Below are 21718 nucleotides of genomic sequence, written 5' to 3'. Positions count from 1 at the left end.
AACAGAAGCCTGTTTAAGGCTAAAAAACGAGGTTAATTAACAATATTTTTAAACTACTGTTCTAGCAATGATTTTATCTAAATGCTTTAAAATGAATATGTTAAACGGAATAAGCAAGGCTTTAAATCGTTGATTAAGAGTCTGTTGCTCTACCAACTGAGCTACGGAGTCATTCGATAATCCAAATGTAAGGTTCACCGTAGAAAAAGTCAAGTGGAAAAGAATATTTTTTTGACTTTTATGACATTCAAGCGAGATTTTTGGCAGCTGTCCCATAAGAAAAACAGACTCAAATATGTCATTTAAACAAATTATTCTTTCGCTCCATAACGTCTTATTTCCTTGCCACAGCAATCTTTCCCATAATCATTGGCTTAACTTCCATTTTTATTGGTTTATCCAGTTGTATTTTACTCCCCTTTTTGATTGAAATCACAACCGTTTTATAGCCTAACATCTGTGCACGGAGCTCCTGATCTACCCGAAACAGAGATTGCGGTACCCAAAGTTGAAAATCTCCATTTTCATCCACTTGCGTACGGTAATTTCCCAAGGACACCTCTGTTCCCATCATACTTACATCGCTTCCAGCACAAACTACTTTACCTTTTATGCTTACTTTTGTGCTATCGGGGCTTCCTTTTAATGTTGAATTATCATTTGTTGATGAGCTAACCTGCCCCTGCTGCTTTATCTGATCATTTTCTGTTTTTGTTTGGACAACGACAACTTCTCCAGTCAATTTGTTTTGTGCTTGAGCAGCATGAAAGCTCAAGGATCCAACCAACAAGAGGCCCGCAGCGATCCCCGGCCATCTTCCTTGCCAAATAGGGTTTTTAGAAAAAGAAAAAGGGACATCCAATTCACGCATCAACTGATCTTCATAAAATCGACCACATAGCCCTTTACCGGCTTTTTTTATTTGATCTACAATTTCCTGATCATCCATCTGTGAAAAATCTACAACCATCTTCTCACATTGACCACAAAAACGCCCTTGTTCTTGTGGCGTCATCTTATCCCACTCTGCAGAGCAAGAGTCCTTCACTTGTAATATAATCTTTTCCATGTTGTCTCCTTTTTTTATATTTTGAGAAGGGATGCAGGAAAATCGACTATTGCATAATGAAACAGCAAAAAAATCACTAAACACTGATAAACAGGCAATTAATAACACACCTTAAAATTATATGTTGACTTTTTAGGGAAAGGGTGGCCCGAATGAAGTACATCATACGCTGAAGGGCGATATAGCAGAAATCGGAAGATCAGGTTCATAAAAATGCCCCCAGAAAGTGTCTAACTTTTTGGGGGCACTGCAACTTTGGACAGTTTATTTAAAGTAAGTAATGTTAGCGCTAACTTCTTTATTTTATACTGTCAAGAATTTCTTTTATAGCTCTTTCCAACTGCGGATCTTTATTTTCCATCCGATCTTGTACGGTATTTTTTACAAGAATATCTGGGGCAACTCCAGTTTGTTCGAGATCCTGACCATCAAGCGTATAACATCCCCAAGACGGAAGTCGATAGTTTGATCCGTCGACTAAGCCTTTAGCAGAAGTAAAAATAATCCAGCGATAGGTCTCATTACCGATGATTTTGCCCAACTTAAGTGCTTTAAAGCCCGCTGCAGTCATTTCAGCATCACTCAGCGATTGCTCATTAATCAATAAAACAATAGGCTTGGCAGATGGTGCAAAATTACTTTGTGGCGCACGTTTACCACCTCGGTATTGCCACTGTAAGTAAGGGCGTTGTGACAGGAATCTTAAAACCTCATCGTGTACATTTCCGCCTGTATTATAACGCAAATCTAAAATAATCCCTTGTTTGCTATTCTCCTGTTCGGCCATGTCGATCAAGAACCGCTGTAACTCAGTATCCGACATATTTTTCATATGTGAATAGGCTATCTTATTGCTACTCAACTGATCAACTCGACTTCGGTTATCTCTAATCCATTGGTCGTAGAGGAGATCTCTAAACACGGCGCTTGATACCGGACGAATGTTTGTCTGAATTTCCTTGCCATTACGATTCAAGGTCAATTGAATTTCTTCTTCCAGTGAAGGCCAAGTAAAATAACTATCGCGGTCTGCCTGCGTATTCAATTTTGTTCCGTTAATCGCGATGAGGATATCACCCGCATGAATATCAGCTTCTTTCTTTGCCGCGGGGCCATTCGGAACAATATAGCTGATCTTGTAAGGATTGCTGGAATCATAGGTCACACCGATTTCATTCGTTACAAAACCAAACGGCTTACGTTCTTCCTGTCCCATTGAACTGAAACCCAGATGCGACGAATTGAGCTCGCCCAACATATCATTTAAGAGGATGCGCAAATCTGTCCTATCGTTGATACCTGGAAGATACTTTTCATATTTCTTTTTTATCGCAACCCAATCCACTCCATGGAAGTTGCTATCGTAGTAATTTTCCTCTAGATTGGCCCATGTTTCATAAAACATTTGATTGAACTCTTTCTCGAGATCCCGATTGAATTTAAAACTCATTGTAACCGCATCAAGCTTATTCAAGTCAAGATTGTATTTCTGAATCGTTCCTCGGGTCAATACGAAGTATTTTCCCACCGACTCTACAAAATTCTCCATGCCTCCGTCAGCGACTTTTTCGGTTTTGGCCGGTGCAAACAACTCATATACGGTACGATAAGTACTATATTTTCCTTCATGATTGGATGAATAGAACAGATAGGATTTATCCCCCTTTTGTATCACCAAAGGATTAGATTGTGTTCCAAATGCAGGACTCACTTGCTCAATTCGATCACGCAGTCCTTCTAAATCCAATTGAACCAAACCAGCTTTCTTGGGTTCGGCTACCGGTATTGCGGTTGGCTTGCCCTTATCGACATCATTTTTCTTTTTATCCTTAGCGCCAGCTTCCTTCTTAGCTGTACCAGTTTTATTTACTGTTGTATCTTTCTTTTCGGGTGTTACAAATAATTCATCAAACTTTGCACTACGGTAAGGTTGGTCAAAGTTGGTCAATGCCATTCGGAAAATGCTGGAGTTTTGCATACCGGTAGGATAAGAAGGCTTAGTCCTATTACTCGCAAAATAAATATATTTACCATCAGGAGACCAATATGGTGCTGCTTCTGTAACTCCTGTATTTGTCAAATTAGTCGTTTGCTCATTTTTCAGGTTATACACAAAGATATCCTGTTCAAAATTGCGCATAGCTGTGAATAAAAGATAGTTTCCATCAGGGGAGAATGAGGGCGAAGAATTTTGAAATGCCCAGATTTCATCTTTAACCACTGTTTGGCTCTTCAAACTTGTCAAATCCAATATACGTACTTCATCACGACCACTGAGGTACACAGCTTTTGTCCTATCTGCATTGCATGTAATATCACGGTTGTTACGCAGATCTTGTGTCAATTGCTTTACCTCACCTTTACCGTCTGCTGTGCGTGAAAACCAGTTCTGGTAGCCTTGATACGTTTGGCTATAGAGTAATGTTTTACTGTCTTTAAGCCATTTAACCTCCATGACACGTTCTCCCTGACCGGGCATCTGACGAACAAACTTTCCTTCAATATCCGAAACGAACAATTCGCCACGTGATACAAATGCCATTTTCTTTCCGTCCGGAGAAACGTCGAAATTACTGATGTTACCTGAAATGTTAAACTCTTTCAGCTTTCCTAGCACCTGATTGCGGTTAAGTGCGATGTTGGGCTGTACGGTTTTCTTTCCATTGACATCATAAATATAAAGCTGATAGCCCTTTTCAAATGCCACTTTAGTACCGTCTGCCGCGACAAACGGACGTTTGATTGATTCTTGGAAAGAAGTCAATTGAGTTTTCGACTTTCCCGTTAGTTGATAAAGGTTGTACTCACCATTGCTTTCATCGGACACATAGAATATGTTTCCTTTTTGGTCCACAGTGGGCCAAAAATCCTTACCGATATAATCTGTATACTGTTGAAATGCCTTTGTTTTGGGATTATAAGACTTGATATCTGGATTGAAAGCACCTTTATATCGCTTGCGGTTCGCCGAGCTATAGCCTTCCCAGCTGTCATTGAATAACAATTCTCCCGAAGGAGTTGGCACCACGTTACTGATATAATTAAAGACATGTGGAAATAACCTTGTCGCCGTACCTCCATCCAAAGCAACTTGATAAGCGCTCATTCTATTGTAACGCGATGATGTGAAATAAAGCGATTTGCTATCCCAGCTCCAGCTGTCCACTTCGTCCGAAGCATCATGCGATGTCAGCTGCCTTATATCTCCACCCGCCAAGGGCATTACATAGACATCCATATTACCGTTTTGATTGGCGGAAAAAGCCAACCATTTTCCATCTGGGGAAATTCTTGGATTGATCTCATTTCCTTCCATTCCTGTTAACCGTACCGCAACACCACCTTGACTTCCAACTTTCCAAAGGTCACCTTCGTAGCTGAAAACCATTTCCTTTCCATCGGGACTTAAAGTCGGATGGGATAAAAACGTGGGTTGTTGGGCAATAACACAGGTTGTTCCAGCATAGGCTAGAACTGTACTTAAAATTAGTTTCTTTATCATGTTATCTAGGAGGCTAATAATTGTTTGCCAATACAAAGGTAGAATAGGTATTGAACAAACCACCATGAAATAGCGAAGAATTTTATATTTTTATTCCTTCACTACATCAGCATTTAATTGTTGACTTTCTCCCGTTATTTCACTGCTATTATTTTCTAATGATATGGAAGCCCAAACCTCTTCTATTTTGACTACCACATCGAATATCTTCTTAAATTAAAGTATGCATACAAATTAACTGAAACAAATGTGTCTATTTTCGGTTCCTATACAAGGAATGATTACGTATAATATATGATATTGAATAAATAGGTTTAACCGAATTCAAAAAGCACATCGTATTATTTTCTTACCGGAAGATTGAGGCAGAAGATAATTGTCAAAACTAGCGCATATAATTATCGTCGCGTCGATATGCTATTTAAATATAGGCATATTTCGTATCCTTATTGCAACCTAAACATTCAAATATTTTTTGAATCATTATATTTTTTAATGGGATACTTATCCTTAACTTTGCACCCTCAAATCAGAAACTATGGACGCAACGTTAACTCACTCAGAAGAAGATCTTTATAAGAAACGAAATCGCATAAGAATTGCGGTATCGCTTTTCTTTTTTTGCCAAGGTATCGCGTTTGCATCTTGGGCAAGCCGCATCCCCGTTATCAAAGCTCATCTCAACTTAAGTGAGGGTCAATTGGGGACAATTTTATTAATGCTTCCAGTCGGACAACTTGCAACGATGGCTCTTTCAGGAAAATTGGTTACAAAATATGGAAGTGCTAGCGTTTTGCGTATCGTACCCATCGCTTACACCTTGGTCTTGTGCTCCATCCCCTTTGCGCAGAATGCCTGGCAGTTAGGAGGCATACTATTTCTATTTGGTGTAACCGGTAATATGTGTAATATATCTGTTAATACACAGGGTGTCGCAACGGAGCAGGTTTTCAAAAAATCAATAATGACTTCCTTTCATGGAGCCTGGAGTATCGCTGGTTTCACAGGAGCACTAGTAGGCTTGTTAACGATGAATTTTGGACTGAACACCTTTTACCATTTTTTAATCATATTAGTCATTGTCACAGCGAATACACTAATCAACCAAAAGTATTTGGTTCCTGGCAAATCTCCTCAAAAGGAAAAGCGCAGTTTTTTCTCTAAACCAGAAGGTGGCTTACTTCAGCTCGGCATCATCGGCTTTTTCAGCATGGCAACTGAGGGGGCAATGTTCGACTGGAGTGGGGTGTATTTCAAGGAGATCGTTCAGGCGCCAGAGAAATTTGTTGTCGTTGGCTACGCTTCATTTATGATCATGATGGCTACTGGGCGCTTTGTTGGTGATGCTGTCATTCGGAAATTGGGCCGAAAAAGGACCCTGCAGTACAGTGGCCTACTGATGTTCATCGGGATGATGACATCGGTTATTTTTCCCGAATTTATCATCTGTACCCTAGCTTTTATGTTGGTCGGTATCGGTGTAGCTTGCAATGTCCCCTCCATCTACAGTATTGCCGGACAGAACAAAAATGTGCCCTCTGGAGTGGCTTTGGCCATGGTTTCAAGCATTAGCTACTTGGGCTTTTTAATGGGACCACCTTTAATTGGGTATATTGCTGAAGCCTTTAGCCTACGCTATTCCTATGGTGTTTTTGCCTGTTTCGGACTGTTGATGTTTATAATGGTTGGACGATTATCTTTATTCAAAGACACAAGCCAAACCTAATCGAACGATGGAAGTATCTTCTTACTGAATTTAAAGTTTGACCTGAAGAAATCTCGTGCTAAATGACATGCGTTTATTTTTCAAGACATAAGACATGGCAAGTAAATAAAAACAAGCCGTACCGCTTCCTAAAATTGATCCAAACCAAACATCTTCTACGAAATGCTGCCCCAAATACACCCGAGAGTAAGCTGTTAATGCAGCGAGAATAAATACAGTTATACCAAAAGCTTTATTTTTTGAGAGAATAGCTAACGTAGCCGCCAGCGCAAAGGCCGAAGTTGTATGTCCGGAAGGAAAGGAGTTAAAGTGCGCTACACGCAACCAAGAAACAACATGGAATGTAGGATCTCCATGAAATACGCTTGCCGGTCTATCGGCATCGAAAAGGTTTTTCAGTATACAGCAGATCAGCCCCGAGAAAATATATGTCCCCAGGATAGCTCGGGCAAAATTCCATTGCTGCGTACAGCAATAGGCAATAAAAACACCTATAACAAAAAGACCGTCTCCAAAATAAGTCTGTATTGTAAAAAGAATATCAGCCCAAAATGAATGTCGAGTATTCACAAAATGGAATGCATCTTCCTTCGGAATAAATATAACAACAGCTGTCATTAAGACTATCCAAATGCTAAAGCAAGCAAAAAAAGCAGGGTTAGCTGCATATACCTTTCTAAATTGGTATAATAAAAATTTTCCCATTCAATTTATATTATCGGATTACAGGCCAAAAGTAAAATTGCTGTAAATAATTATCCGAAAATAATCATTCCATTAAAAATTTACAATTCTATTACCTATTTATTTTGATAAGAAAAGGAAAAGTTTTATTGAATAAACAAAAAAAGCGATGGAAATCCATCGCCTTTCTCAGTAGCCCCGAGCAGAATCGAACTGCTATCAAATGTTTAGGAAACATCTATTCTATCCGTTGAACTACGGGGCCCTTTCAGAAGCCAAACTTAGGCTTATTTTATATATAAGTCAATAGCTAGTCTAAAATCCTGTTATATTTTTTTAAAAAAGAGAGGTAGCCACTATATAGACTCATTATACCAAAGCGATTAACATTGACCATAGCCAAAATATATATCAAAATCGTTTCACGTACGAGGGAATAGTCACGATCAACCGCAAATTTAGAACCTGTAAAATAGACTGGATTTAGAAAAGAAAAAATGGTGGAGGGAGAAGGATTCGAACCTTCGAAGCCGAAGCAACGGATTTACAGTCCGTCCCATTTGACCGCTCTGGAACCCCTCCAGCATTGTGCTGTTCTAGAATTAAACGTCGCAAAAGTAGCTTTTGATTTGCAAAACTGCAATAATTTTTGGGTATAAATCTGTAACTAGCGCAGTATGAATTCATTTATTTTCAAGCAACATATAAATGGTCTGTTAATCATCAGATCAACCTATAATTATTATAATAAAAACTTATTGTTATAATCTAGTCATAATAGATTTTGACGATAGTGTATTGGTAAAATCAATTCGCTTTTTGGATCGAGTTGCTGTATCTTTGTGTCAACAAAAAAAAGAAAGATATATTATGAGTTTCACAGGTAAAAGTTTTCCAAGCATTACAGTAGATGCAATTGATTATTTAGGCGACAATTTACAGATCAACATTTTTGAAAAAGCAGTTAAAGAAGGTAAAAAAGTGCTTTTATTTTGGTATCCAAAAGATTTCACTTTCGTATGTCCTACTGAATTACACGCTTTTCAAGAAGCAGCTGCTGAGTTTGAAAAACGCAATACAGTCTTAATCGGCGCTTCTTGCGATACAAATGAAGTACACTTTGCTTGGTTAAACACAGCAAAAGATAACGGTGGAATTGAAGGTGTTGAATATCCTCTTTTGGCAGACACCAACCGCAACTTATCAAGTATATTGGGAATCTTAGATGTTCAAGAAGTTGAACACCCTGAATACGGAACATTGGCACAAGGTTCTGCGGTTACTTATAGAGCAACATATTTGATCGACGAAACTGGCCGTGTATTCCATGAATCAGTAAACGACATGCCTTTGGGCCGTAACGTTAAAGAATACTTACGTTTGATCGATGCTTACGCTCACGTACAGAAATTTGGCGAAGTGTGTCCTGCAAACTGGGAAGAAGGTAAAGATGCAATGAACGCAGATAGAAAAGGTGTAGCTGAGTATTTAGCTAAACACTAACAATACAAGACCACAGTGTCTTTTCGACAGGAGCTTTTCCCGGCTCCTGTTGATTTCTCCAACAATCACCTTAAAAATAAAATCATGTTACAAGAATTAGAAAACGATAATTTACAAGAAATTGTAAACAATAACGATATTGTAATGGTTCAGTACTCCGCAACTTGGTGTGGTAACTGTAAAATCATGAAACCGAAATTCAAAAAATTGGCTGGCGAAAATGATAGCGTACCTTTTGTTATTGCTGATGCAGAAAAATTTCCTGAATCCCGCAAACTAGCAAATGTCAATAATCTACCCACTTTCGCTGCTTTTAAAAACGGTAAATTAGTCAATCAGGTACAAACAAATAAGTTAGACGCATTAGTAGAATTATTCAATGAAACTACCAGTAATTAAGCATTTGACAGAGTTCATCGAGCAGAATGATGTAGATTATGTCTTGGAAACAATCGAGACACTGGAAGCTTTAACCGAAGCTCCTTTGAAAGATGAAGAACTTGACGTTCTTGGTGAATTGATTTCAAACCTATACGGAGCTGTAGAGGTAGATAAATTAATTAAAGAAGGTAACTCCAAAAAAGACGCGTTAAATATGTTTATGAAGCGTGTTCTAGGCGCCATTGATAAATAGTGTTTGGTCCCAAAAACATTCGTGTGAAACTTTCTTTAAAGGTTGCTCCTGTCGTTTTTGAGCATTTGAAACATAGAAACTAAAATCGATTGAAATTTGTCAAACAAATATACAATTGGCTTTAGACCAATACAGATTTTTTTGAAGATAGCGGAAAACCTATCTTACCTTAAATATCGCTGTATTGCAGCATCTTAAACGCATGACGCCGCTATATTATATGTTTTCCAAAAGCTAAAATGTTGACAAAATTTAGCAATGTGGAAAACTAATTAAGGTAATCTGACAGAACTAAATATTTTCTACATATATTTACTTATGTTAAAGGTTGCCACTTGGAGCGAAGCGACAAAATAACTATTCTCTAAAAATTCGTTTCAGGAAAAAATATTTTAATTGTTAAACGGAAATTCCAGCTTGATTGGGATTTCCGTTTTTTATTTATGCCTATATTTTACCATTTAGTGATCTATCCCTCTACCTCGTCACTCAAACTAGCTTCCTTTTATGGCCCTAAGTTTAATTCGCCTAATATCCATAAGTCAAAGCAATATACCAACGTCACAAGTGGGCTAATTAAAGACTGTCAATTAAAAAGACACGCAATAAAATTACAATCTCCAACAATCCGTTGTTCATCAAAATTTTTATCTTTAAACATGCGAAGACCTTTTCTCTCTGTTATCATTATTTTGGCTGGCATCTTGTCAACTTCAATCGTTAAAGCACAGAATCCACAGTGGAACGCTGCTGAAATTAAACTTCATCTAGAAAAACTGAACGTGCTGGGGTCGGTACTCTATTTTGCAGCACATCCCGATGATGAAAATACCCGGCTAATAGCTTGGCTAGCGCAGGAAAAAAAATATAAAACAGGCTATTTATCCCTAACTCGAGGTGATGGGGGACAAAACCTTATCGGAACAGAACAAGGTATTGAACTTGGATTGATTCGAACGCAGGAATTACTGGCAGCTCGAAAAATCGATAAGGGTGAGCAATTTTTTTCATCAGCATACGATTTTGGATTCTCGAAGACTCCAGAGGAAACTTTCGAATTCTGGGATAAACAGCGTGTTCTCCGCGAAGCCGTATGGATTATCCGCAAATTTAGGCCCGATGTCATCATCACGCGTTTTCCTCCCGATTCAAGGGGTGGCCATGGTCATCATCAAGCCTCGGCCATTCTAGCACATGAAGCCTTTAAAGCTGCTGCTGATCCGAATATATTCCCAGAGCAACTTCAATTTGTACGCCCCTGGAAAGCTAAACGCCTCCTTTGGAACACAGCTAATTTCGGAGGTCAGAACAATACCCGTGAAGATCAGTTAAAAATAGATATCGGGGATTACAATGCTCTTCTCGGAGCCTCTTATGGTGAAATTGCCGCACACAGCCGTTCATCACACAAAAGCCAAGGCTTTGGTTCGGCTAGCCAACGCGGCTCATCAATCGAATACTTTGAATATGTAGATGGCGTACCTGCAGAAAATACACTCTTGGATGCTGTTGACACCTCATGGAAAAGAATGCAAAACAGCAGTAAAGTCCAGTCATCCATTGATCGCATCAACCAAATATATCAAATTGATAAGCCAGAATTAATCATTGACGAATTGATCCAATTGTACAAAACATTGGATCAAATTGATGACGAATACTGGAAGTCTGAAAAGAAAAAAGAGGTTGAAAAACTGATTCTTGCCTGCGGTGGAATTTGGTTCGAAAGTATCGCCAAAAATCCATCTTATGCCTTGGAAGATCAGATCAAAGTAGAACATGCCATTATTGTTCGGCGTCCAAATGTAACCGTTGAGCTGACCCAAATAAATGGAACTAGCATTCATGAAACACTACAAATAAACAAGCTTCACAGAGACTCTGTTCTTATACATGCCGACAGGACGACACAACCATACTGGTTGATCGAACCACATGGGAAAGGTAAATTTAATGTCAGCGATTTCAACCTAACCGGCTACCCCGAAAACCCCTACGCTCCAGAGGTATCATTTCAGCTACGGATCAATGGTGAAAATATCACACTCAGTCAGCCCATAAAATATAAATATACCGATCCTGTACGAGGTGAAATCTACGATCCCATTGTGATCGTCCCACAGTTGACGGCTAAAAGTTCCAGCCCTTTGGCACTTACACAAAATGCCCACACTGTCAAAGTGAATCTGACTTTTCAGAAAAACGGACAAGCAAACACAACCACGTTTAACGTCAGACCGAATGTACCTAAAGGCTGGGAAATTTCACCGGCATCTTTTGACCTATCTTTTGACAAAGGCGAACGTACAATTTCCAAAGAGATCAGCATAAAACCATCAGATGCTTCTAAATCTTCCATTGATACCCTAGGGTTCCTCTTAGCAAACAAAGAACGTTTGAAAGAGATAAAATCCATTGATTACAATCATGTACCTAATATTGTTTATTTCCCAGATGTCGCTATAAAAATAAGCAATGTCAACCTGATCAACGACGTAAAGAAAGTGGCATACATCCATGGGGCAGGGGATCTAATTCCGGAGTCGCTGGCGGCCATTGGTATTAAAGTCGATGTTTTAAGTAACGAACAGGCATTAAAAGCAGATCTCTCTAGCTACGATGCTGTAATCTTGGGTGTACGAATATTCAACGTCAACAAGCAAATTGCACAGCTCCAAAACAGACTACTTGCGTATGTGAACATGGGTGGAACGGTCCTGGAACAGTACAATGTAAACAATGGACTGTTCTCAAAAAACTTTGGTCCTTTTCCTTTTAGCGTCGGCAGAAGCCGTGTAACAGACGAACTTGCAACGGTACATTTCGATAAAAATGACCCGATTTTCAATTACCCGAACAAGATCAGCGAAGCTGACTTCGAACACTGGGTGCAGGAGCGGGGACTCTACTTTGCGGAAGATATCGATAAAAAGTACCGCACCCCGATCACCATGCAAGATCCCGGCGAACCGTTACATAATGGCTCATTACTCATTGCTCAATATGGAAAAGGTAAATTTGTTTATACATCTTTGTCTTTTTTCAGACAATTACCTGCCGGAATTCCCGGAGCTTACAGATTATTTGTAAATTTGTTATCAAAATCAAAATAATATTATAATGGAAAATCAGATTGACAACAACTGCACTTCAATAGATGCTGGCAAAGCAAAAGGAATTATTCTTTTAGTTGCTGTAGTATTTGGTGCATTAATTGGATTCACTGCAAACGAGACATTTCTAAGCATCTTCGGTGGTGCTATTGTCGGATTGATTATCGCTGCTATTTTTAATAGCGTTATCTATCCCCAAAAGCCTTCAGATAGATAAGAAAGATGAATAGCTGGAAGCGTATCTACTGGTTGGTCGTCATCTGGCTATTTGTATTCATCCTTTTTCTGTACATTTTCACGAACCACTATTCATGAGTACAGCAGATTGGGTCGTTTTATTTCTGACACTCTTAGTTATTGTCCTATATGGCGTTTATAAGAGTAGGGGTATAAAAAATATTGATGGATATCTTCTAGGTAATCGTTCTTTACCTTGGTATCACGTCGGATTATCGGTAATGGCGACGCAAGCGAGCGCCATTACTTTTTTGTCCGCCCCTGGGCTGGCCTATTCTTCTGGAATGAGTTTTGTCCAATTCTACTTTGGTCTTCCGTTGGCCATGATTGTGCTCTGCATTACATTTGTCCCTATTTTTCATAAGCTAAAAGTATTTACAGCGTACGAATTTCTAGAAAAACGTTTTGACGTCAAAACCAGAGGGCTCACTGCCATTCTTTTTCTGATACAACGGGGTATATCAACGGGTATTACCATCTTTGCACCAGCTTTAATTATATCGACCATCCTTCATATCGATCTAACATGGACCACGTTGGCCATAGGAAGTTTTGTTGTTATCTATACGACCTATGGAGGAACCAAAGCCGTATCTCATACACAGTTGCTTCAAATGAGCATTATCTTTGGATCATTACTCGTAGCAGGGATATTAGTTATCCATCTGTTGCCAGAGTCTATTGGATTATCAAAAGCACTTCATATTGCAGGAAAATCAGGAAAAACCAATGCATTGGATTTTACTTTTGATCTCAATAATAACTATACGCTTTGGACAGGACTAATCGGTGGTTTTTTCCTACAGCTTTCCTACTTCGGGACCGACCAAAGTCAAGTAGGTCGTTATTTGACAGGGGCTTCGATCAAAGAAAGTCGCATGGGATTAATTATGAATGGTCTATTGAAAATCCCTATGCAATTTGCTATCCTGTTGATTGGAGTTCTGGTATTTGCCTATTATCAATTCCATCAGCCGCCCATTTTTTTTAATCAAGTCGAGATCAAGAAGCTCAAAGAAAGCAAATATGCTCCTGACTACCAGCTTCTCGAACAAAAGCATAGCGAGCTATTTAAAACACGTGAATCTGTTGTTCAGCAGCTTAATACAGCATTGGATCACGACGATGAAAAAAGAATTGCTAATTATCGATCCTCACTGGGTCAACTTAATGGAAAAATGCAAGCGGTAAAAGAAGAGACCTTGGACTTAATCAAAAAGAACAACCCCACAGCAGAAACGAACGACAATAATTATGTCTTTCTTTCTTTTGTGACAAGCGTCTTCCCAAAGGGTCTAATTGGGCTACTCATAGCGGTCATTTTCCTCGCATCGATGGGGTCTACGGCAAGTGCTATAAACTCATTGGCCTCAACAACGACCATTGATATCTACAAAAGATTTATTAACCGCAATTCATCTGAAAAACAAGACCTTTTATGGTCGCGTTTATTTACATTGATCTGGGGTATATTTACTGTTATTGTTGCTTTGTATGCTAACCGATTGGGCAATCTCCTCGAAGCGGTCAATATCTTGGGCTCACTATTCTATGGTACTATCCTAGGGATTTTTATCGTCGCCTTCTACATGAAGAAAATTCAAGGCAAAGCTGTTTTTCTTGCAGCCATTCTTTCCGAAATTATCGTGATAGCAGTATGGACGATGAATAAGATTCCTTTTCTTTGGCTAAATCTTATTGGCTGCCTAGCTGTCATGTTAATCGCCTATATCGTACAACTGGGGGTGAAAGCACCTCGTCCTATAGAGGACAAAAGGGATCTTGAATAAAAAAAAGCCTGATTGCTCAGGCTCAGTATTTTTTATAGATATTGTACAATACACTCTTATCATATATGGTCAATTCGGGGGTTGTATCCCGAACGACAAATTTTCGTTTAAAGGCAACGATAGCGGCTTTTAGATTGGACGTATCATAACCAATAATTTTAAGCGCGTCTATCGCATTAAAGCTATCAGGAGGGGCCACAAGCTGTCCTTCATCATACCATATTCCAAAACCCCGTTCTGCAAGCTTTTTCCACGGAAAAAAAACGCTTGGATCATTCTTGCGTGATGGAGCGATATCAGCATGGCCAATAAAATTATTTGCTGGAATTAAATAACGCGATTTCAAGGTATCAAGCACAGTCATCAATGAATTAATTTGTGCCTCAGGAAAAGGCTCCCTACCATTATTATCCAATTCTATACCAATAGAACAGGAGTTCATGTCGACAATAGAACCCCATTTTGCCACCCCTGCATGCCAAGACCGAACATAATCGTTCAACATTTGTATAATCTCCCCATTCCGGCCAATGACATAATGTGAACTCACTTTAGTTCTTGGAATCTGAAAGGTTTTGATTGTCTGCCCAATACTATCTTGTGCTGTATGATGAATAATGACATAGTTAGGTTTACGAACATCATAATGTATGGCTTCCTCTTGGCGCCAATAAGGATGGTTTCCAGACTTCTGTAAAAAAACAACCTTTCTTTCCTCCGGTGTCAATAAATTGGTATCTGGCTTAGCTTCGACCTTTTCTTCCACAACCAATGCAGAAGCAAATGACGCAACTAGCGGCTTTGCAACCACCGGCTGTATCTTCGACTTGCAGCTTGCCAAAGACAGCAGTGAACAAAGCAATATCCCTATTGACACAGGCCTAAACATTATTTTGGTAAACTATAGACTATACCCATCGCCAACGACTGGCTCAACTGCACTCTTGAAATGACATCTGGATCGTAGATCATGATACCATTTAAGTTCACGTTGATGACTCTCGTGACTTTTGCCGTTACAGTTACATCCAAACGGTGTGTAGGGTTGGAAAGTTTCTCGTAGTCAGCAAAAAGGTTATAACGAGCCTTTACATTCAGTTTATCTGTGAAGTTTTTGTCCAGGTTACCCGTTAGCTGAAATGCCAGTGCATTGGCAAAAGAGCGGTCTTCCTTTACACCAAATCGTTCACCAGTACCCGCACTTGGATTGTTAGGATCTCTATAATATCCATATTTCTCAAAGAAACCTTCTCCAGAACGAGGCTTAACACGCTCATCCAAGATAAAAGTTTGACGTGCAGTACCCGTACCAAAACGCAAGGAAAATTCGTTACTAGGCTTATACTCAAGACCGAAAGATTCTGTCAGATAAGCTGGTGCCATAAAAGCATTCTCAATATAATCAATTGTATCTCTGCCGTTAACCGTTTTATATTTATAACCCGCATCAAATTGCGACTCAAATGTCACCGACGTAAACAATGCCCAATTGGCAGACAATTTATAAGAAAGCTTATTATCCCAAAATATACGGTCATTATTCTTCTTCGCAATATTATTGGTATTCTTTATCTTTCCATAACGTAAATCAACTTCGGTCACAAAATTGAAATTGTCCTTCGTATAATCCGATTTATGATTCGCATTCAATCCTACAGCAATAGAACCAACACCACCACCTTTCCAATTATCATTAAATGACGCCTGGTTTAAATTTATCCCGAATTTTGTCCAATGTTTCCAATAGTCTACTTCCAGGTCTAGTTTTGGAACTATAGGACGAATCGTTTTAATATTTAACGGTTGTTCTTTCTGTACAGAAATTACGGTATCTGGTTTTGCTCGAAGATCTTTCAGATCCTGTGCTTTTAAGCTGGTAATAGAAAGGCAAAGCAGAGCCATGCCGACAAAATTGAATAACTTCATTCTGAAAACGTCTATTTTTTGTTTACGGTACTAATTTATAATTAATTGTTGGAAAAGGCTCAATAAAATATTGCGAAGGGTTCAATTGATACCGTGAATAACAATCTTTGATATAATTCACCAATTCATAATCACTCGCTGAGAGAATAAAGAAATAGGAGGGTCTAAATATCCTTCTAAATCGTTCAGCTTCTTCGCTATTTAATCCTGTAATCTTACTGATAAGCTCTTTCGTAAATTTGTAATCGATCACATTTTCCTTATAATCGTTTTCAATGGTTTTAGTTAGTCGACGTGCTCTTTTAGCCTCCTTGCTAAATAAACTATAAATTGAATTGATGCTTAATCCAGCCCCATTTGGGCCAACAGAAAATACGTCTCCATAACCCGCAAGACGATACGCTTTCTCATAATCCTCTTTTGCTTTTTTCAGAATTTCCTCTGGTGTCTTGCGTGCAAAAACCTGAACTTCATCAATATAAAACGATTCACGTACCAAATGAAACAGCAACAATCCGCGGTTATCCACCTGAAGAGTATCTGAAAAATAGCCTTTACATATCGCAACAATATGATCTCCTAGTTGTGCATTAAAGACAAATTCTCCTTTAATAGTATTATAATTGACCTCGCCAGTACGTAAGTTGGCCAGCCTTACATTTCCAATACGTTGTTTGGTATTTTTATCAAAAACGATACCCTCGACTTTTTTATCTTGGCAAAAAAGTGGAGAGGTAAAGCCCACAAGGGCAATAAGTAGAAAAATATATCGCAATAGTATCACTTTCGTAAAACTACTATATCGCTGTACAAAAGCGAAATATTTAACATCTTTTAAAGCGTAACTATTTAGATATAACCAATAGCTGCCCTAAAGATAGCGCATCATCGGTAAGACCGTTTAGGGATTTGATCTGATCAACGGATACATTGTACAGCTTACTGAGCGAATATAACGTATCCTGCGCTTTAACCTCATGAATACGCATAGCTACCGGGCTCTTGATTTCTTCTGTCTTTACGACGGTAGGAGGGGTTTCTTGTACATTCTGCACGATCTCGACCTGAACAGTCTCTTCACGTACAACCTTTTCACGTGGCGATTCACCGCGATCGTATTGATCAAGATGATATCTTTCGATCATTTCGATCAGCAATTCAGGATAACGCGGATTGGTGGCGTATCCAGCCGCTTTCAAGCCTTTGGCCCAGCCTTTATAGTCGTTCTTATTCAACTTAAAGAGTGCCGCATATCGCGGTCGTAACAGAAACTCTGAGTGATCCCGAAAAGATTGTTCGGGATTTTCATAAACACGAAAGCAGTCATTGATATTATCATCGGGACGAGTCACGGATTTTCCCCTCCAAACTCCGCCACATTTAATACCGAAATGATTATTAGCCTCACGCGCAAGATAACTGTTACCATTACCGGATTCCAGTAAAGCCTGAGCAAGTTTAATACTCGCAGGAATACCATATTTATTCATTTCTGCAACGGCCACATCTTTGTAATGAGCAATATAGTCGTTGCCAGCCATGGTCGGTCGTCCCACAGAAGAGGATGAAGAAGTTTTTGAATTTGAGCCAGATTTAGTGGAGGATATTGTGCCTCTCCGGCTTGAACATGATGTAATCAACATCATGAATACAAACATGCCATAAAAAAACTTCTTCATGCAATACTATCGCGCTTATTTTTTTGTTGACGAGAATCTATTTTGCTTAGCATCATTATCAAACATATCCAAATGATATTGTCTAATAGTAGCGAGTACTTTTGCTGTCCAACCTTTACTCGTAGAGTAACCCGAACGAGCAATCGCTTTTACCCAAGCTTCGTATTTTTCACCAGGATGTTTTTCAAAAAGACTCTGAGTAGTCTTTTTTCTTTTTACTATTCCTACAAAATCATCATACGAGTCCATTACAGACCGATAACCTTTGTAAGCTGACCGAATAACGGTACTGTTATTTTTTCCTTTGACACCAAAATGGTTATTCAAATTTTTTGCTACCCTGCTACCACCATTTCCGCTTTCATGCATAGCGATGGCTAAGATAACCGATGCTGGAACACCGTGTTCCTCCATCATTTCTTTTGCTATTGGACTGTACTTATCGACATATGCCGCATTACTTTGAGCTGAAACTTTTGTTAATCCAAAAGTTCCCAAAGCTAGTAACAGTACAAAGCTTTTTAATTGTTTTAAATTCATGAAGAATGTTTTAGTTCACAAATTACTTCTTGCGTAAAGCAAAAAGTCCGTCTCGAATCGGTAATATTACCTTTTCTACGCGCTTGTCCTGAGCTAAACGTGCATTCAAATCAATGATCTGCTTTGTTTGGTTGTCTGGTTTTGAATCTAACACCTTACCTTTCCATAAGACATTGTCAATCAAAATAAGTCCCCCAGACGGAACTTGATTTATTATCGTTTCGAAATAATATAAATTTCTCTTTTTGTCCGCGTCGATAAATACCAGATCAAATGTTTCATCTAATGTAGGTAGTATTACCGCTGCATCTCCAATATGATAGTTGATTTTATCAGCAAATGCCGATTCATCAAAATAACCTTGGACGCGTTCTTGTTGCTCTGCATTAATATCGATAGTATGTAATATCCCATCTTCCTGCAGCCCTTCTGCGAGACACAACGTTGCGTATCCCGTAAATGTTCCTATCTCCAAGATACGTTTCGGAGCAACCAATTTACTCAATAAAGAAAGAACTCTTCCCTGGTAGTGTCCAGATAACATATGGGGCATTGTTTCCTTCAAATATGTCTCCCGATTTACCCTTTTCAGTAACGAATTTTCCTCGTCTGTAGTATGTTCCAAATAGGACTCTAAATCGTCGGCAACAATTTCCATAACCACAAAGGTACCAAAAAACATTTTTATGATAAAAACTTTTTTTTACAAAAAGCTGAATACCAGCGAAATACAATTATCCTTTTGTAAAGAGCATTTTTCGGAAATCGCGTCAGATGCATAAAAAAGCCATATTGCCATTTTTTGATTTTCTATTTTGTTTCCAAATTTCATCAAAAAAAAGTCCCCCTAAAAGATGATCTTTTAGGGGGACTTTTTTTATTATTAAACAACAAATATACTAAGCAAGATCAGCAGTGATCAAGCGTAAAAATTCGGATCTTGTCACATCATTTTGGAATGCTCCAGTAAATGCAGAGGTAGTTGTTACGGAATTCTGTTTCTGAACTCCACGCATCGCCATACACATGTGCTTGCATTCCATAACCACAGCTACTCCACGAGCGCCTAAAGTTTCTTGAATACAATCTCTGATCTCATTGGTGAGACGTTCCTGAACCTGCAGACGACGCGCAAAAATATCAACGACACGTGGTATCTTGCTTAAACCTACAATATGGCCATTTGGAATATATGCAATATGGGCTTTACCAAAGAAAGGCAACATATGGTGCTCACAAAGAGAATATACTTCAATATCCTTAACGACGACCATTTGACTATAGTCTTCCTCAAACATAGCACCACGTAATACCTCCGCAGCATCGATATCATAGCCATGTGTCAGAAATTGCAGTGCCTTTGCAACACGTTCTGGTGTTTTCACTAAACCTTCGCGTTTTGGATCTTCCCCCAGACATTCCAATATATCTGTATAATGAGCAGCGATGCGATCTACCTTTTCAGTATTGTATTTGTCGATCTTAATATATCCATCCAACTCTTCGTTGTCAAATGAGTGTTGACTCATAGTTTCTACTATTTAAATGTATTAAAGATTAATCGCCAAAATATTCGACGTAATTATTTTCTGTTTCATGCAAACGGACACTATGCAAGATCACACCCTGTTCATCAAATAACGGTTTTAAGATCTTAAATATTTCGATTGCGATATTTTCCGTAGAAGCCATGACTCCTTTCATAAAATCAACATCTAAATTGAAATTACGGTGATCGACTTTGTCTATGATACTACGATTGATTATTTCTTTCATGATCTTTAAATCGATCAAAAAACCAGTCTCCGGGTTGACTTTTCCTTTAACTGTTACATAAAGATCATAATTATGTCCATGCCAATTTGGATTGGAGCAAAGACCAAATACCTGTTCATTCTGCTCCTTACTCCAGTCTTCACGATAGAGCTTGTGCGCAGCACAGAAACGTTCACGACGAGTTATAAATACCATAATGATACAAAGATAAGGCTTTAAGTGCAATTAAAACATCTCAATTTAAGGAATGCCGTCAGAATATAGTAATATAATGAAGTGCTTTCTCTTTTGTTGAACAAACAGGCAAAAATCTAAGCACTTTATCATTACCCATAACCCGCTTTCAAGAATAATCTGATATCAAATTTTGTAGCGGAGTGTAAATACTCCCAGCTTAAAAAGAACAACAATGAATGCTGATTTTTAAGGCCATTTTCTTTTACCTTTAGTTAGGGTTTACTTAGGGTTTACTTAGGGTTTAGTTAGGGTTAGTTTAGGTTTTATATAGCTTTTACCTAAAGTAACCCTAACTAAAATCTAAACTAAGGCTATATAAAATCTAAACTAATTCAAGCGATTATATCCATCGATTAGCATTGTTTCCAATAGCATCGGGACAAAAACTAAACAGTTCGTACAGCATTATAAAAGAGGAGATCATAGCAAAAAGCAGTTAGCCCTATTAACATCAAGCTCGGGTTTCTAAGCAGGACGCATTGCAAGCATGATATTTTTATGCTAAAAGAGATGCGCTTGCAAGATAATTTGTAATTTTCAATCCAAAACGAGCTCGTCATGCAAATATTAATTATTGCGGCTACTTCATTTGAATTGCAGCCTTTTCTGGAAGTGGTATCAAATTACGATCAATGCGATACCCTAGTAACTGGTGTAGGCATGGTCGCCACAGGCTTTGAGCTGGGAAGAATGCTACACGAAAAAAAATATGATCTCCTTATTAATGTCGGGATAGGAGGATGTTTGGATCGTACTATTGAAATAGGCTCGGTTATTCAGGTCGTTTCAGAGTCATTTGTTGAACTAGGTGCGGAAGACGGTCATAATTTTATTCCAATAGATCAATTGGGCTATGGAAGGCCTACATTTACCTCGTCTTTACTGAATGACAAGGAGCTTAGGCTTCCTTTTCTAAAACATGGGGAAGGAATTACCGTAAACAAAGTCCATGGTAGCACAGAAAGTATCGAAAAAATTAAAAAACTGCATCCTAATAGCCTTGTTGAAAGTATGGAAGGAGCTGCGGTTTTCTATGCAGCCGATAAAATGACAATTCCCGTGATTGAGATTCGCGGTATTTCAAATTACGTGGAAAGAAGGAACCGTGCCACGTGGAACATTCCGTTAGCGATAATGAATAGTAATAAGGCACTTATAAAAACATTAGAATATCTGAACAACTTATATTCAAAAATTTAATACAAAAGTCATTTACTTATTAAAAAATGACATAAAACTATAGAATTAGCGGGTTCAAATCTTCAAAATATCAATTTTAAATAGTAGATTTGTAATCTAAAA

Annotated in this window: 19 protein-coding genes and 2 tRNA genes; 8 read left to right on the top strand and 13 right to left on the bottom strand. The window is 38.6% G+C overall.

The features are described 5' to 3' along the window. Window positions 1-334: 334 nt before the first annotated feature. The gene (locus tag B3600_RS20450; protein ID WP_139144916.1) at window positions 335-1069 is read right to left on the bottom strand and encodes a carboxypeptidase-like regulatory domain-containing protein; all 735 of its coding nucleotides are present in this window, start codon (window positions 1067-1069) and stop codon (window positions 335-337) included. A 298-nt stretch (window positions 1070-1367) separates the two neighbouring features. Beyond that, a complete protein-coding gene (locus B3600_RS20445) occupies window positions 1368-4571 on the bottom strand; it encodes a S41 family peptidase (protein WP_286754228.1) in 3204 nt (1067 codons plus the stop codon). Window positions 4572-5109: 538 nt separating this feature from the next. On the opposite strand from B3600_RS20445, the gene B3600_RS20440 reads away from it, so the two are divergent. Continuing rightward, the gene (locus tag B3600_RS20440) at window positions 5110-6297 is read left to right on the top strand and encodes an MFS transporter (protein WP_286754227.1); all 1188 of its coding nucleotides are present in this window, start codon (window positions 5110-5112) and stop codon (window positions 6295-6297) included. Window positions 6298-6327: 30 nt separating this feature from the next. On the opposite strand, the gene B3600_RS20435 is transcribed toward B3600_RS20440, so the two are convergent. From B3600_RS20435 to B3600_RS20425, 3 genes are all read right to left on the bottom strand, one after another. Next, window positions 6328-7002 (bottom strand): phosphatase PAP2 family protein, encoded by a 675-nt coding sequence (locus B3600_RS20435; RefSeq protein ID WP_286754226.1) that lies wholly within the window; start codon window positions 7000-7002, stop codon window positions 6328-6330. A gap of 172 nt (window positions 7003-7174) precedes the next feature. After that, window positions 7175-7246 (bottom strand) — tRNA-Arg (locus tag B3600_RS20430). Between the two features lie 233 nt (window positions 7247-7479). Continuing rightward, window positions 7480-7563 (bottom strand) — tRNA-Tyr (locus tag B3600_RS20425). A gap of 288 nt (window positions 7564-7851) precedes the next feature. Here B3600_RS20425 and B3600_RS20420 point away from each other — a divergent pair. The 6 genes from B3600_RS20420 to B3600_RS20395 all read left to right on the top strand — a co-directional run bounded on the left by B3600_RS20420 (window position 7852) and on the right by B3600_RS20395 (window position 14258). Further along, complete coding sequence (locus B3600_RS20420) at window positions 7852-8484, top strand: peroxiredoxin (RefSeq protein ID WP_286754224.1); 633 nt, start codon at window positions 7852-7854, stop codon at window positions 8482-8484. A gap of 84 nt (window positions 8485-8568) precedes the next feature. Beyond that, on the top strand, window positions 8569-8883 hold the full coding sequence (locus B3600_RS20415) for a thioredoxin family protein (RefSeq protein ID WP_046673204.1): 315 nt from the start codon (window positions 8569-8571) through the stop codon (window positions 8881-8883). Continuing rightward, window positions 8864-9118 (top strand): DUF6952 family protein, encoded by a 255-nt coding sequence (locus tag B3600_RS20410; RefSeq protein ID WP_046673203.1) that lies wholly within the window; start codon window positions 8864-8866, stop codon window positions 9116-9118. Before B3600_RS20415 ends, B3600_RS20410 begins: the two co-directional genes overlap by 20 nt. Window positions 9119-9777: 659 nt before the next feature. Further along, window positions 9778-12231, top strand: coding sequence for a PIG-L family deacetylase (locus B3600_RS20405; protein WP_286754223.1), 2454 nt, complete (start codon window positions 9778-9780; stop codon window positions 12229-12231). Between the two features lie 7 nt (window positions 12232-12238). After that, a complete protein-coding gene (locus B3600_RS20400; RefSeq protein ID WP_046673201.1) occupies window positions 12239-12448 on the top strand; it encodes a hypothetical protein in 210 nt (69 codons plus the stop codon). 94 nt (window positions 12449-12542) lie between these two features. Beyond that, window positions 12543-14258 (top strand): sodium:solute symporter, encoded by a 1716-nt coding sequence (locus B3600_RS20395; RefSeq protein WP_286754221.1) that lies wholly within the window; start codon window positions 12543-12545, stop codon window positions 14256-14258. A 22-nt stretch (window positions 14259-14280) separates the two neighbouring features. On the opposite strand, the gene B3600_RS20390 is transcribed toward B3600_RS20395, so the two are convergent. From B3600_RS20390 to B3600_RS20355, 8 genes are all read right to left on the bottom strand, one after another. After that, the gene (locus tag B3600_RS20390) at window positions 14281-15135 is read right to left on the bottom strand and encodes an N-acetylmuramoyl-L-alanine amidase (RefSeq protein WP_232475646.1); all 855 of its coding nucleotides are present in this window, start codon (window positions 15133-15135) and stop codon (window positions 14281-14283) included. 11 nt (window positions 15136-15146) lie between these two features. Next, entirely contained in the window at window positions 15147-16184 is a 1038-nt protein-coding gene (locus B3600_RS20385; protein ID WP_286754220.1) for a DUF3078 domain-containing protein, read from the bottom strand. Between the two features lie 22 nt (window positions 16185-16206). After that, the gene (locus B3600_RS20380; protein ID WP_232475647.1) at window positions 16207-16959 is read right to left on the bottom strand and encodes a hypothetical protein; all 753 of its coding nucleotides are present in this window, start codon (window positions 16957-16959) and stop codon (window positions 16207-16209) included. A gap of 70 nt (window positions 16960-17029) precedes the next feature. Beyond that, a complete protein-coding gene (locus B3600_RS20375) occupies window positions 17030-17863 on the bottom strand; it encodes a glucosaminidase domain-containing protein (protein WP_286754219.1) in 834 nt (277 codons plus the stop codon). Between the two features lie 15 nt (window positions 17864-17878). Continuing rightward, complete coding sequence (locus B3600_RS20370) at window positions 17879-18403, bottom strand: glucosaminidase domain-containing protein (RefSeq protein WP_046673195.1); 525 nt, start codon at window positions 18401-18403, stop codon at window positions 17879-17881. Between the two features lie 22 nt (window positions 18404-18425). After that, window positions 18426-19061: an O-methyltransferase gene (locus B3600_RS20365; RefSeq protein ID WP_075994564.1), complete on the bottom strand. Its 636-nt coding sequence runs from the start codon at window positions 19059-19061 to the stop codon at window positions 18426-18428. A 241-nt stretch (window positions 19062-19302) separates the two neighbouring features. Then, window positions 19303-19932: a GTP cyclohydrolase I FolE gene (folE, locus tag B3600_RS20360; protein ID WP_046673193.1), complete on the bottom strand. Its 630-nt coding sequence runs from the start codon at window positions 19930-19932 to the stop codon at window positions 19303-19305. Window positions 19933-19960: 28 nt separating this feature from the next. Further along, window positions 19961-20374 carry a 6-pyruvoyl trahydropterin synthase family protein gene (locus B3600_RS20355; RefSeq protein WP_070562714.1) on the bottom strand — a complete coding sequence of 138 codons (414 nt, stop codon included), beginning with the start codon at window positions 20372-20374 and terminating at the stop codon, window positions 19961-19963. 600 nt (window positions 20375-20974) lie between these two features. Here B3600_RS20355 and mqnB point away from each other — a divergent pair. Continuing rightward, complete coding sequence (gene mqnB, locus B3600_RS20350) at window positions 20975-21616, top strand: futalosine hydrolase (RefSeq protein WP_286754218.1); 642 nt, start codon at window positions 20975-20977, stop codon at window positions 21614-21616. Window positions 21617-21718: the final 102 nt, after the last annotated feature.

The organism is Sphingobacterium sp. UBA2480 (assembly GCF_002341965.1).
Classification (GTDB): Bacteria; Bacteroidota; Bacteroidia; order Sphingobacteriales; family Sphingobacteriaceae; genus Sphingobacterium; species Sphingobacterium multivorum.
The sequence above is the reverse complement of the archived record's forward strand: the minus strand, read 5'-3'. Positions and strand labels throughout refer to the sequence as shown.